The sequence below is a fragment of the Marinilabilia sp. genome (genome assembly GCF_016278715.1).
Classification (GTDB): domain Bacteria; phylum Bacteroidota; class Bacteroidia; order Bacteroidales; family Marinilabiliaceae; genus Marinilabilia.
In genome coordinates, this window is the sequence record NZ_JADQBH010000225.1 from 1 (window position 1) to 14,468 (window position 14,468).

Here is a 14,468-nt window from a genome sequence, read left to right on the forward strand (position 1 = left end):
ACCATTGCTCATGGGAACCATTGCTCCACCGTTGCCAAAAATCTGCACTTTTGAAGGTTCCGTGAAACCCCATGACTGAAGGGTCGCGTAGGGAATTTTATGAATACCCCGCTCATTACTTCCGATTTTCACCCAGTTGCCCGATGAGAGCCCGGACTTGTCTGCATACCTTGTGGAAGTCAATTTTAGTTGAGTTGCATTTTTGGGGGAAAATGTAAGATCAACCGAAAATTGAATCAGTTTCTCCCAATTCTCCTGCTGTCCTCCTGTATTTCTGTAAGGAATTACTTCTATCTCCAAAAAGGCTTTTTTTCTGATGGTAACAATTCGGTAGGTGAAATTTTCACTTACATCACTGCTGGTAACATCAGTTAGGTAATTGCTGCTGGAAACTGACGCCCACTGATGGGGGATGAAATCTACTTTCTGGATTGTTACTTTTTGTGATGAAAAATCTTCCGGCAGGGGGAAGGTTGTGCGGTAAACGGGAACCCCGGAGGCTTCATTAAAAAAACCATTTCCTGAAAAAGGTAGTTCAGGATATTCAGCAGTCGCTTTCCAGAAAAGATTATCAACAAAAGTAATGTTGTTGTTTTTTTCAGGATTAATGGAGCCACTAAGTATTAATGTACTCAGAATTAAAAATAAGATTGTTATGCCGGGGCGTTTAGCCATAATGTAAACTTCTGCTACTTGTTTGTGACGATGTCTGAAAAAATCAACTGAACAATGAAATCGCAAAATTATCAGTAAATTTAAAACACAAAAATAATCGAATGGTTGTAATTGTTTCCTTTTACTGTAAACGAAAAAAAATGTTTTATTATTATTATTCGAGATAAAAGTTACAATAGTTCATTGAAAAAAGACTGAATACAAAGCCCAGGCGATGCAATAACCTTATTTTTTGGGTGTTATTGTTTTTTTTGGCTGTGGTTTATATCAGCGTGTGCCATATTAGAAAAATGAAAATGCAAATGAGGTGGCGCTGATTTTTTAACGAGCAAAGCAGTTAATTTGACCGTTAACCCACATTAGAATAAAATTTCCGAATAGTTTTCTCCCTGCGGGGACGTGCCAATCCTGTCATAAATATATAGTGCTTCAAAATTTTTGGGGCTGCCACTCGTAATGAACGAAACCTCCGGGTGACCGAGAAGAGGTTGGCAGATGGCAGAGCGGATTTTTCGCCCTGCCATCTGCCAACCTCTTTTATATGAAAGTGAGACCGAGTCAATGCGATGGCTCGGCCCAAAGTAATCTCTAAAAATACATACGCGACTAAAAATATAATTTGTAATATTTATTTATAATCTTGATAGTTAGGCGTTTAAGTGCCAACGGGGTTTGCCTTAAAGACCATCAGGTCAATAGAATATGATTCTTTACCCTTTCACCTCTAAAAATCTAACGATCTATTATAATGTTAAAAAAAGGAATAAAGTTGCCTTTACGGTATAACCTTTTTTTATTTTTGCAGTATAAAAACAATGAATTTATGCGTTAAACGTTTATGAATGTATATCGCATGATTTTGTTTGTGTGCTGAAACGTTTACAATGGTATTTATTCTTTCAGAAATGGAATAAAGCATTGGCATGCAGGTTTAAAGGGTGATAGAGGAAATTTAAATAAGATAAAAATTCTTGCGGAATGCACCGAATGTTTATCTTTGTTATTTGATATTAGAACAGAATTCCAAGAAAAACAAGTTATGAGATTGAAATCCAGACTTTTTACTCCCGCTTTGTTGCTGGGATTGATGGTTTTAGCATCTTGTGGCGGTGGAGCCAAAAAATCTGCCTCGTCCACAACAGGATGGGAATATAACGACCCTGAATCCGGTGGTTTTGAATACCAGGCCAACTTTGAACAGGAGACAGGTCCCGGACTTGTGTTTATTGAGGGTGGTACTTTCATAATGGGAAGTGTCGAGGAAGATGTGATGAAACAATGGAACAACAGTCCCCGTCGTGTTACTGTTCGTTCATTTTATATGGATGAGACTGAAGTTCGCAATGTAGACTATCGCGAATATCTGTTTTGGTTAAACCGGGTTTTTATAGATATGCCCGAGGTTTATCGTAAAGCTTTGCCGGACACACTGGTATGGCGTCGTCCTTTGGCATACAATGAGCCGATGGTTGAGAATTATCTGCGTCACCCTGCTTACAGCGAATATCCTGTGGTAGGAGTTAGCTGGCTTCAGGCATCTGATTACGCAGCGTGGCGGACTGACCGTGTCAACGAGCATATACTTGTTGAAATGGGAATCCTGGAATTAGACCTCCAACAATCAGGAGCCAATAATTTTGATTCTGAGGCTTATCTGTTGGGACAATATGAAGGATTACCCGGTAAAAATCCAATGGAGGATTTGAACCCCGAAAGAGATACTCGTCGCGTTCGTCAGAGTGATGGTCTTATGCTTCCCCGTTATCGCCTTCCAACGGAGGCAGAATGGGAGTATGCAGCGTATGGATTAATTGGAAATTCCTACCAGGAACGTCTGACGGATCGTCGGATATATCCCTGGAATGGTCATACACTTCGCAACCCATCTAAAAAGCAAAGAGGTCGTATGATGGCAAATTTTGTGAGGGGCCCTGGTGACTACATGGGTATGGCTGGTGACCTTAATGATGCAGGTGACATTACTGTTCCGGTTAATTCTTATTATCCCAACGATTTCGGTCTTTATTGTATGGCCGGAAACGTAAATGAATGGGTTGCCGATGTTTATCGCCCGTTGTCTAACGAAATTACCGCTGAGTTTAGTCCTTTCCGTGGAAACGTTTTTGAAACAAAAATGCTGGATGAGGAAGGTTATGTCGTGGAAAAGGATGAGTATGGTGAGATCAGATATCGTGCTGAGACCGACGAAGACATTCTGGATCGTAATAACTACCGAACTTCTGATAATATTAACTATAAAGATGGTGACCCGCAGTCAAATATTTCGATGGGAGGCAACTGGTCAACCAGTGAGAAGAGCACTGAGAGCATGTATGCTGACAGTCCTGGTATTATGAGCAGTACCATTTCTGACCGTACAAGGGTTTACAAAGGTGGCTCATGGCGTGACCGTGCTTACTGGCTGAGTCCCGGAACCCGTCGATTCCTGGATGAGCGTGAATCCAGAGATGATATCGGATTCCGTTGTGCCATGACTCGTGTAGGAACACCTCACAAAAGAAAATAATAACCATCTGGATTTTAGATAAAATATCAAAACTGGGGCCGGGATTTTCCCGGCCCTTTTTAGTATTTTTTTCCTATGAGCAAGAGTGTCGCAGAGATATATGAGGTTTTTCTTCAGTCGGGAAAAGTGTCAACTGATACCCGCCATATTATTCCGGGAAGTATCTTTTTTGCACTGAAAGGAGAACGGTTCGACGGAAATAAATTTGCTGCAGAGGCCCTTAAAAAAGGGTGCGTCCAGGCTGTTGTGGACGACGCGGCATTAGAGAAAGTGGAGGGCTGTGTTGTGGTGCCTGATGTCTTAAAAGCACTTCAGAATCTTGCTCGGCATCACCGAAATAACCTTAATATTCCCGTTATCGGTATCACGGGGACCAATGGCAAAACAACTACCAAGGAACTGGTGGCTGCTGTTCTCTCAAAAAAATACAATGTATGGTTTACACAGGGCAATTTTAATAACCACATAGGGGTTCCGCTTACTCTGTTGAGCATCCCTCCAGCCACCCAAATAGCTGTTGTTGAGATGGGTGCCAATCACGTGGGAGAAATTGCTGATCTCTGTAATATTGCCCGGCCCGACCATGGTCTTATTACTAACGTGGGGAAAGCTCATCTCGAGGGTTTTGGGTCCTTTGACGGAGTGAAAAAGGGAAAAGGGGAGCTTTATAGCTTTCTGAAAGAAAATGGAGGTGAGATTTTCATTAATGTAGATAATTTACATCTGATGGAAATGATTGGAGAGTATCCCTGGATAGGGTATGGGCAAGAAGAAGGCGCTGTTGTGAAAGCATCTGAAATCTCTGCAGACCCACTTCTGCGGTTTTTGTTGACAACCTCAAGAGTTGAAAAAAAACCTGTTCAGACATGCCTGACGGGGCTTTACAATCTGGATAATGTGTTGGCTGCTGCATCTGTAGGACACTACTTTGGTGTGGAGGAAGCGCTGGTTATTGAGGCAGTGGAAAACTATGTGCCCCAAAACAACAGGTCTCAGTATTTTAACTCGGGAAAAAATCAGGTGTTATTAGATGCATACAATGCCAATCCGTCAAGCATGAGTGTGGCTCTTGAGAATTTTAAAGCTATTCATCATGCCCGTAAAATATTGGTGTTGGGAAGTATGAAAGAATTGGGTTCCGAAAGTAAGTCCGAGCATTCCAGACTCATCGAAACACTCGAATCAATGGATTTTGAAGTTTGTTATCTTACAGGAACCGAATTTAAGGAAGTATCTTCTGATGATAAGCGCTTTTGTTGGTTTGAAGACACTTCAGAACTCAGGGCTTTTCTTGAAAAACAGAAAATACGCAATGCATTATTCCTGATTAAGGGGAGCAGGGCCAATCGTCTGGAATCGGTGGCTGAGGTGTTGTAAGTTTATGTAGTTTTACTTCTCTGGTTAATAGTGGATATTATCGTAGTTGATTCACTTGAATTAAGCTCTATTCACTTTATCTGAAAAAATTCAGGTCTGAAAATTTTTTTCTTCCTCTTATGAAAAAATCCAGAATCAGACTGTTCGGATAAATCTCTTTGTGACTGAAAACGGTGGTCTTATTCTGTAATTCCAGTCGTTCCTTTTTGAGTTGAGGAATTCTTTTAAAATAATCCCTGTGTGCCCTGAAAACGGCTTTGGTGTTTTTCCATTCGCCCGAAACTAAAAATTTTATTGCCGCAATTCCGTCAAGCATGAGTCGGACAAAGATGGTGGACTGAAAGCTATTCTGGGGAAGATTTCGGTAAAGCATAAACAAATTATTCCTGAAATTCAGGTACGTTTTATGCGACGACATGGCATTGAGGGTGCCTCCTCCAAGATGAAAAATGGTACTTTTGGGAATATAAGCTATTGTCATGCCCTGGTTTTTTATCCGCCAACACCAGTCGATTTCTTCCATGTGGGCAAAAAAGTGTTCGTCAAGTCCACCGGACTGATTAAATTCTTTTGTCCGGACCATCAGAGCAGCCCCGCTTCCCCAAAAAACATCACCGGGCTTGTTGTATTGGCCATGGTCTTTTTCAACCCGGTCAAAAATTCTTCCCCGGCAGAAAGGGTATCCCCATTTATCGATAAAGCCACCTGCAGCACCTGCATATTCAAACATTTCGGGGTGGTTTAAGTCCTTTATCTTAGGAACACAAGCAGCACAGTTGGGGTGGTTTTCCAGTTGCCGCACAAGTGGTTCAAGCCAGTTGGGCCCGGGTATTACATCTGAATTGAGCAGCACCGAATAAGTGGCATCTATCTGATTTAATGCCCGGTTATATCCCCCGGCAAATCCATAATTCTTATTAAGTTGAAGAAGTTTAACCTCCGGGAAATTTTGTTTAATAAGCTCCCCGGAACCGTCGTTGGAGCCGTTATCAGCCACAACAACCGTGGCACCCGGGAGTTTGGAGTTTTCCAGTACATCAGGGAGAAACCGCTCCAGCATAGAGCGGGTGTTCCAGTTGAGGATAACGATAGCTATGGTTGGTTCAGGCATTGGCTTGGTCTTTTTTAGCGTATTCTCCCTGGTATTTCCATCTCTTGTGCGACCAGAGCCACAATTCAGGACGTTCGTGGATACTCTGCTCAAGCTGCCGCACATGCCATTCGGTTATGTTGTTTTCCGGGGCACTGGCTGGTTCTCCTTCCCATGGAACAACTTCTATATGGTAATGGCCCCGCTGGGGTTTAGAGACCTTAAAATAGACCACTTGCCCGTTGACCATTTTTGCAATTTTCTCCGGTCCGGTAAGAACCGGTGTTGGCTGCGTCAGAAAATTTGTCCAGTGTTGAATCTCATGTTTGGCAGGACTCTGGTCCGCTATCAGTCCCAGGATAAACCTGGTGTTTTGTCTTTTTAGCCCGGCTACCACACGAAGGGTCTTTTTCATGGTTATATTTTGGGATCCGAAACGGGAACGTAAATTAAGCATGTACTGATCGAACCATTGGTTTTTTAATGGGCGGTAAACACTATAACCGTTTGCTTTGGTGTGCATATTGATAGCCGGAACCCACTCCCAGTTTCCGTAATGACCCAGGATGACAATTACATCTTTTCCGGCTTCTGTTGCCCGGTCAATTGCTTCAGTATTGATGAAGGTAATACGGCGAAATATTTCGTTGTCGGAGATGTGTTGTAGTTTGATGGTTTCCACAAACAGGTCGCAAAAATGACGATAAAATTTACGAAGGGTTTTTTTTTGCCATTCCCCGGAATGGTTGGGAAAGGCCCGCTTAAGATTGTCCAGGATTACTTTTTTTCTGTAGCCGGCAATTGATACCGGATAGTACAGAAAGTCCGAAAATCTGTATAAAACTGACAACGGAAGCCAAGAAATGAGCCAGATTAAAGGATGCCAGATGTAATAGGCGAGTTTGTTCATCTTATTTGTTCATAATTTTGTCAATCACCTTCTGCATCTCCGCAAACATTTGGCTGTTTCCACAAACGATTTCTTTTCCAAACAGGTAATTGTTTCCGCCCCTGAAATCGCTTACTTTTCCTCCTGCCTGCTGCACCAGGAAAGCACCTGCAGCTACATCCCAGGGCTTCAGATTGTATTCGTAAAAGGCATCAAAACGACCACAGGCCACATAGGCCAGATCGGCAGCGGCAGAGCCCAGTCGGCGTAGTCCGTGACTATTTTTCATGAAGAAGTCGAGGGTCTCCATGAAATTTCCAATTAAACTGTAGTTGGTGTATGGAAATCCAGTGGCAATGAGACTGTCGGCCACCGTGGCATTGTCCGATACGCTGATGGGCTCACCATTCATCAGAGCGGGTCCGCCTTTCCAGGCATAAAAACATTCGTCCATCCCCATTTCATAAACCACTCCCAACACAATTTCATCGTTGGCTTTCAGGGCAATACTGATGGCATAGGGATACAATCCGTGAATAAAATTGGTGGTCCCGTCTATGGGGTCAATTATCCAATTGTAGATTTCGCCCTCTTTGTCCGAAGTGTTCTCCTCGGCAATAAAACCGGCTTCAGGAAGGAGATCTCCCAATGCTTTTACCAGTTTTTCTTCTGATGCTTTGTCAATTTGCGTCACAAAATCATTTCGCCCTTTAGACTCTACAGACGGTTTGTTGTTTTGACGGTATTCCTTTACAAACCTCCCTGTTTCGCGGGTGATTTGTACGGTAGCTTCACATATTTTTTTGAAGTCAGGCATATTTTTATTTGTTTTTTCGGTGTTAAAGGTGCAGATTTTCCGGTGAATAACGGAAATCTTCTTTCTCAATAATATTTTCTGGAATCTCAATGGTCATATTCCCGGAATGGGGAGAAAGCGTTTTTAGCCTAACTTCAACAATCCGGTTGGCCAGTTTTTCATTGAATGGACATTCCACACGTAGATAATTCTCTGTAAAGCCATGCATTGTGCCATCGGTAGAGTGCTCTTCGAACAGTACTTTGGCAGAGGTGTTTTCAAATTGCTGATAAAATTTTCTGGTTTTATTGGCCGATAGCTCATGTAGAATACCACTTCTTCGTTTTCGCTCTTCCTGTGGCACCGAATAGTCTATCTTTAGTGCCTGGGTGTTGGGGCGCTCGGAATAAGTGAACACGTGTAACTGTGATATCTTCAAATTGCCCAGGAGTGCACGTGTTTCCTCAAAAGCTTTGTCTGTCTCGCCTCTCACACCTGTTATTACATCTACACCGATAAAAGCATTCGGAAGCAGTGCACGTATAGTTTCCACCCGGTGGCGGAAAAGGGCAGTGTCATATTTTCGTTTCATCAACTTTAACACTTCGTCGCTTCCCGATTGAAGGGGAATATGAAAATGAGGCATGAACTTTTCGGATGCCGCTACAAAGCTGATAATTTCCTCCGAAAGAAGATTGGGTTCAATAGAGGAGATGCGTAATCTTTCAATCTCGTCAACCTTTTCAAGTCCTTTTATGAGGTCAAGGAAGCTCTCTCCCGTGCTTTTACCGAAATCACCAATATTGACTCCTGTGAGAATGATTTCCCGGGCTCCTGCATTTCCTGCATCGCGGGCCTGCTGGACGGTCTCGGCAACGGTTGCATTGCGCGATCTTCCTCTGGCCAGCGGAATGGTACAGTAGGTGCAGAAATAATCGCATCCGTCCTGAACTTTAAGGAATGTGCGGGTGCGGTCGCCCGACGACCAGGAAGTCATGAAACGCTTGTCTTTGGCGATATTTCCGGCATGGACTTCAGCGGTATCAAGCTTTTCCAGCGAACCCAGATAGTAGGCCATGTCCAACTTTTCGTTACTGCCGAGCACCAGATCCACTCCTTTCATGTTGACAATGTTTTCGGGCTTGAGTTGAGCGAAACAGCCGGTTACCACGATGAACGCTTTGGGGTTGGTCCTAAGGGCTTTATTGATGGTGTAACGGCATTTCTTTTCAGCTGTTTCCGTGACCGAACAAGTATTGATGACATAAATATCTGCCCCGTCGTTGAAATTGACACGGACAAATCCTTCTTCCTGCAAGTGGCGCGCAATGGTGGATGTTTCGCTAAAATTAAGCTTGCATCCCAAAGTGTAGAAGGCCACTGTTCTTCTCGTAAACTGTGACTGGTCTATCATTTGGCAGATAGTTAAATTTTTTGCTGCCTGCTTACAGGCAGGCAGCAAATATTTTATATATATGAATCTGCAAAGATAGGAATGATTTTGAATTGGTGGAAAGAGTCTGGAAAGTTACTTCCGTCCCGGTTCCCTTAACATCTATGAGCCAGGTTCTAACAGCTAAGCTCTCCTTTAAGCTTAAAGCAGATCCGATGCCAGTTCGGCCAGATAACTGCGTTCTCCTTTCATCAGGTTTACATGGGCAAAGATTTCCTGGCCTTTCATCTTGTCGGTCAGATAGGCCAGTCCGTTGCTTAGCATGTCCAGATACGGAGAATCAATCTGATGGATATCACCGGTGAAAACCATTTTGGTACCTTCTCCGGCACGGGTAATAATGGTCTTTACTTCGTGCGGAGTCAGGTTTTGCGCTTCATCAATGATGAAAAATGCATCGGAAAGACTCCGGCCCCGGATGTAAGCAAGGGGGGTAATCACCAGTTCTTCGCGTTTTTGCATTTCATCTATCTGACTCAATTCTTTGCTTTGTTGAGGGAATCGATTTTTGATAACCCCCAGATTGTCGAAAAGGGGCTGCATGTATGGCCCTATCTTCTCATTGATATCGCCCGGTAGGAATCCCAAGTCTCTGTTGGCCAGCGGCATAATAGGCCTTGCCAGTAATATCTGTTTGTATTGTTTATGTTGATGCAGCGCTGCCGCCAATGCCAGCAATGTTTTTCCTGTACCTGCTTTTCCTGTAAGGGATACCAGTTTGACGTTGGGATTGAGCAGGGCATGCAATGAAAAGGTTTGCTCTGCATTGCGGGGGTCGATGCCAAAGGCGGAATGTTTTTCAATTCTGCGGATGGTCTGGCTCACGGGATCATACCAGGCCAACACACTCTGACTTGCATTTTTCAGAATTACATATTGGTTGGCAGGCAGCTGCTCCTCCGTCATTGGGAACTCTGCCCGGGGGACTTGTCCTTCCTGGTAGAGGGCTTCGATAATGGTTTTATCAAAACCGTCATAAGTCTCGACCCCGTGATGGAGTATCTCAATATTCTTGACTTTGTCGGATTCGTAGTCTTCTGAAACCAATCCCAAAGACTTGGCTTTCATTCTAAGGTTTATGTCTTTTGTGATGAGAATGGTTTGCCGTTCAGGATTTTTTTCTTTTATATGTAAAGTGATGGCCAGTATGCGATGATCAGGAGTGTTTTCGGAAAAGGAATTCTGCATCTGAGTAGGGATAGGCTTTCCTGTTTCAATAAAAAGCCTTCCATGCTCCTTGCCCAGGGAAATTCCTTTGGTGAAAAGCTGCTCTCCCGACAGCCGATCCATTTCCCGGACAAACTCCCTTGCCTGGAAATTTATCTGGTCATTCCCCTTTTTAAACTTGTCGAGCTCTTCCAGCACCACAATGGGGATTATGATGTCGTTTTCTTCAAAATTGTAAAGACACTTATGGTCATGAAGTAAAACATTTGTATCCAGAATAAATATTTTTCCTGATTTTTTCTTTTTGGCAGTCATAAATGAAGGGTTTTAAAGATTTGTTGTCCTCTAAATATATGGAAAAATTTGGGGACTCAAGTGGGGAGGAAGAAAAGTTTTTGGTGATGGGCTTTTAGAAGGAATAAGAGGAATTTTTCTCGGAATGATTGAAAGTACAGAGTAACCAATCCGAGAATTGATAATACGCTATTTCAATTCCACCACGGTACGATTGGGAGATCCAAAAGCTCCGTTTCTGAGGTTTCTTCATTGTCATTTCAATTCCACCACGGTACGATTGGGAGTCTCTTCCTTGTCCTGCCAAAGCCATAAAAATTCAATTTCAATTCCACCACGGTACGATTGGGAGGGAAATCCAAAAACTCTTATTGGATGGTTACGGGCATTTCAATTCCACCACGGTACGATTGGGAGGGGATATGGATGGGGTCATCTTATTAGACCAGTCTTTATTTCAATTCCACCACGGTACGATTGGGAGCTACGCAAGAATCCTGACGCCTATTACTTGCAGGTATTTCAATTCCACCACGGTACGATTGGGAGGTATAAGCAAAATAGGGTTAATAATCACAGCGTAGGAAATTTCAATTCCACCACGGTACGATTGGGAGTCGCCTAAAGCAATAAACAGGCTATTTGATAAATCCATTTCAATTCCACCACGGTACGATTGGGAGCGTAAGAAAAACGGCTATACGTCTGATCTTGAATATTTCAATTCCACCACGGTACGATTGGGAGTGTACTAGATATTTAGTGTCTGCATGTATTTTTTAATTTCAATTCCACCACGGTACGATTGGGAGGAAAATGGATAAAAGCAAGCAAACTATTTGGAAGGTATTTCAATTCCACCACGGTACGATTGGGAGAAGGGCGCTATTATTGAATTTATCTCCGCATGGCTGCATTTCAATTCCACCACGGTACGATTGGGAGTAAATTAAAGCCAACGCCCGGAAATGAAAAACTGGCAAATTTCAATTCCACCACGGTACGATTGGGAGAATATTAGGGCTGTCTGATAGTGTTACAATTGAGATATTTCAATTCCACCACGGTACGATTGGGAGTACTTCGCATTAACCATGTCCGAAACCTATTTGGAATTTCAATTCCACCACGGTACGATTGGGAGTCTGATAAGGTTCCTCCTGTTTCGGTTAATAGTTCGAATTTCAATTCCACCACGGTACGATTGGGAGAAATGAGAGAATATGAAGACAATTAAAAAATTTTTATTTCAATTCCACCACGGTACGATTGGGAGCCTGGACACGGTTTAAGTCTTTGTAGGTATTGCTGAATTTCAATTCCACCACGGTACGATTGGGAGTGAAAAATTCCTTAAATCTTCAACGGTTGTATCTCTATTTCAATTCCACCACGGTACGATTGGGAGCTTGAACCGTTAAATGATAGTACTTATGAGATTGATTTCAATTCCACCACGGTACGATTGGGAGATGCTTCGAACTGAGTAAAGAAGTAATCTAACCGGTATTTCAATTCCACCACGGTACGATTGGGAGCGTCTTGATTTTCCGTTAAGTATTAATACATTAAAATTTCAATTCCACCACGGTACGATTGGGAGTGTTTCTAAACTGCCAATAGTTATTTCCTTTAGGATTTCAATTCCACCACGGTACGATTGGGAGGGCCCTCAGGTCAGGGATATAAACCAAAATCGTACGGATTTCAATTCCACCACGGTACGATTGGGAGTTTTGAGATAACCAATTACTCCATGGAAGATATTGAATTTCAATTCCACCACGGTACGATTGGGAGTATCCGTGTAAATGGTATGGAGTCTCTTTATCGTTATTTCAATTCCACCACGGTACGATTGGGAGCTAAAACAAGTCATCCCGACCGGGATTTGTGGGTATTTCAATTCCACCACGGTACGATTGGGAGCCAATAGATAGCTGGAGATTGGTAGTTCATTAACATATTTCAATTCCACCACGGTACGATTGGGAGTCCATTTTCACAATGGCATCGGCAATGGTAAAGTGATTTCAATTCCACCACGGTACGATTGGGAGCGACACCCCCGATCAGAAAAAAGAAACGCTTACTGAATTTCAATTCCACCACGGTACGATTGGGAGTCCACCTACGTACGCTTCCGGTGGTCTGTTTGTAATTTCAATTCCACCACGGTACGATTGGGAGAAACTTCTTGAACTTTTTGAAAAGTGGGTCAATGGGAATTTCAATTCCACCACGGTACGATTGGGAGTCCACTATCTTTTTGAATCCAACTTCGTCATAAATCATTTCAATTCCACCACGGTACGATTGGGAGGGAGTTTGAGGATTTAAAAGTCTCAGAGGGTTTGACATTTCAATTCCACCACGGTACGATTGGGAGCGCCAAAGCGGATCTTCTCATAAGTGTCCTCGTGCTATTTCAATTCCACCACGGTACGATTGGGAGCAACCACAGAGTTGCCATCCTTATCGGTAAAGGTGATTTCAATTCCACCACGGTACGATTGGGAGCTGATACTAACTTCCCTGGGCCGCATGATTTTGATATTTCAATTCCACCACGGTACGATTGGGAGTTCCATTTCCCGCAGAATATCCTCCACGTTTAGCATATTTCAATTCCACCACGGTACGATTGGGAGATTCCAGGCATCTATAGGAACCTCTGGAGCTTTCCAATTTCAATTCCACCACGGTACGATTGGGAGCTACAAAGAGAGTAATTTTGTACAAACTTTAAGGCATTTCAATTCCACCACGGTACGATTGGGAGAAAGAATCAAATTTATTCCACAAAGCCATATACATATTTCAATTCCACCACGGTACGATTGGGAGTGAAACCAGTTGACCACTTGCTTTTCATCTTGAAAGGATTTCAATTCCACCACGGTACGATTGGGAGTGGCTTTGGCGGCTTTTTTGGCCCGTTCCTGACTGATATTTCAATTCCACCACGGTACGATTGGGAGACACCCGCAAGCGCTCACAAGGTAAAAATACCAGAATTTCAATTCCACCACGGTACGATTGGGAGTAACATCCAGCGACTACCTGGGTACTTTTGACTTATTTCAATTCCACCACGGTACGATTGGGAGGTATCTCCGCCTTGAGCCGTTATTGAAATATCATATTTCAATTCCACCACGGTACGATTGGGAGAACTTTCCTGTACAGATATGCCAGCAATGGCCCATTTATTTCAATTCAACCACGGTACGATTGGGAGTCAGGATTAGAAGTAGCGACACAATCCCGCTTGTCTATTTCAATTCCACCACGGTACGATTGGGAGGGAGACTTCACAAATTCCACATCCGAATACTGAAAATTTCAATTCCACCACGGTACGATTGGGAGTAATAAACCTTTCTTCTTCAAGACCTGTTATTTTTATTTCAATTCCACCACGGTACGATTGGGAGTTACATCCTCGGTAATCTCAAACGCGTCATTGGTATTTCAATTCCACCACGGTACGATTGGGAGTCAGCCGCTTCGATTATTTCCGTTTCCCCTATTTTTTATTTCAATTCCACCACGGTACGATTGGGAGCTTGTTACCTCCAAGGTTCGCAGCAACTCCACCGAGATTTCAATTCCACCACGGTACGATTGGGAGGGTTACATCCTCGGTAATCTCAAACGCGTCATTGGTATTTCAATTCCACCACGGTACGATTGGGAGAGAATAAAGTCCATATCAATCCCTCCTTGAATTATATTTCAATTCCACCACGGTACGATTGGGAGTGTAATATCCGGTACAATCCCCCCGGAAACTATTTATTTCAATTCCACCACGGTACGATTGGGAGATTGGCCGGTCGCCGGACTGGCGCGATTCTTTATTGAATTTCAATTCCACCACGGTACGATTGGGAGTGCAGGGCGTCCCGATGTGCTCAGGTCTTTTTGGTATTTCAATTCCACCACGGTACGATTGGGAGTAATTCATCTTGTAATCGTGCTTCTTCGATATTCAATTTCAATTCCACCACGGTACGATTGGGAGGGGTGGAGAAGAAAGAAAATGAATTAGGGGAAGTATCATTTCAATTCCACCACGGTACGATTGGGAGGTAAAACATTTAAAATAATTTGCATCTTAAATTGTATTTCAATTCCACCACGGTACGATTGGGAGTATGGTAGAACTCAGGGAAATATTAACTCATTCAGTATTTC

7 protein-coding genes, 1 pseudogene and 1 CRISPR repeat array are annotated in these 14,468 nt (G+C 43.1%); of the genes and pseudogenes, 2 read left to right on the forward strand and 6 right to left on the reverse strand.

The genetic code is table 11. The features are described from left to right. Positions 1 to 675 (reverse strand): annotated as a pseudogene (locus tag QZZ43_RS13830) (hypothetical protein); the annotation flags it as partial. Between the two features lie 1,039 nt (positions 676 to 1,714). Between QZZ43_RS13830 and gldJ the strand changes: the two are divergent. Both gldJ and murF read left to right on the forward strand, forming a co-directional pair. Next, positions 1,715 to 3,202, forward strand: a complete 1,488-nt coding sequence (gldJ, locus tag QZZ43_RS13835) for a gliding motility lipoprotein GldJ (protein ID WP_291860513.1) — start codon at positions 1,715 to 1,717, stop codon at positions 3,200 to 3,202. A 75-nt stretch (positions 3,203 to 3,277) separates the two neighbouring features. Further along, entirely contained in the window at positions 3,278 to 4,579 is a 1,302-nt protein-coding gene (gene murF, locus QZZ43_RS13840) for a UDP-N-acetylmuramoyl-tripeptide--D-alanyl-D-alanine ligase (RefSeq protein WP_291860516.1), read from the forward strand. Positions 4,580 to 4,655: 76 nt separating this feature from the next. Here the strand turns inward: murF and QZZ43_RS13845 are convergent, their stop codons facing one another. The 5 genes from QZZ43_RS13845 to QZZ43_RS13865 form a co-directional block, all read right to left on the reverse strand. Further along, positions 4,656 to 5,690: a glycosyltransferase family 2 protein gene (locus tag QZZ43_RS13845; protein ID WP_291860519.1), complete on the reverse strand. Its 1,035-nt coding sequence runs from the start codon at positions 5,688 to 5,690 to the stop codon at positions 4,656 to 4,658. Then, a complete protein-coding gene (locus QZZ43_RS13850; RefSeq protein WP_291860522.1) occupies positions 5,683 to 6,579 on the reverse strand; it encodes a lysophospholipid acyltransferase family protein in 897 nt (298 codons plus the stop codon). Before QZZ43_RS13850 ends, QZZ43_RS13845 begins: the two co-directional genes overlap by 8 nt. Position 6,580: 1 nt before the next feature. Further along, a complete protein-coding gene (locus tag QZZ43_RS13855) occupies positions 6,581 to 7,375 on the reverse strand; it encodes an inositol monophosphatase family protein (protein WP_291860525.1) in 795 nt (264 codons plus the stop codon). A 22-nt stretch (positions 7,376 to 7,397) separates the two neighbouring features. Beyond that, positions 7,398 to 8,768 carry a tRNA (N(6)-L-threonylcarbamoyladenosine(37)-C(2))-methylthiotransferase MtaB gene (gene mtaB, locus QZZ43_RS13860; protein WP_291860527.1) on the reverse strand — a complete coding sequence of 457 codons (1,371 nt, stop codon included), beginning with the start codon at positions 8,766 to 8,768 and terminating at the stop codon, positions 7,398 to 7,400. Between the two features lie 180 nt (positions 8,769 to 8,948). Then, complete coding sequence (locus tag QZZ43_RS13865; protein ID WP_291860529.1) at positions 8,949 to 10,289, reverse strand: PhoH family protein; 1,341 nt, start codon at positions 10,287 to 10,289, stop codon at positions 8,949 to 8,951. Positions 10,290 to 10,459: 170 nt separating this feature from the next. After that, positions 10,460 to 14,427: direct repeats of the CRISPR family, unit length 30 nt; unit sequence ATTTCAATTCCACCACGGTACGATTGGGAG. The last annotated feature ends 41 nt before the right edge of the window (positions 14,428 to 14,468 follow it).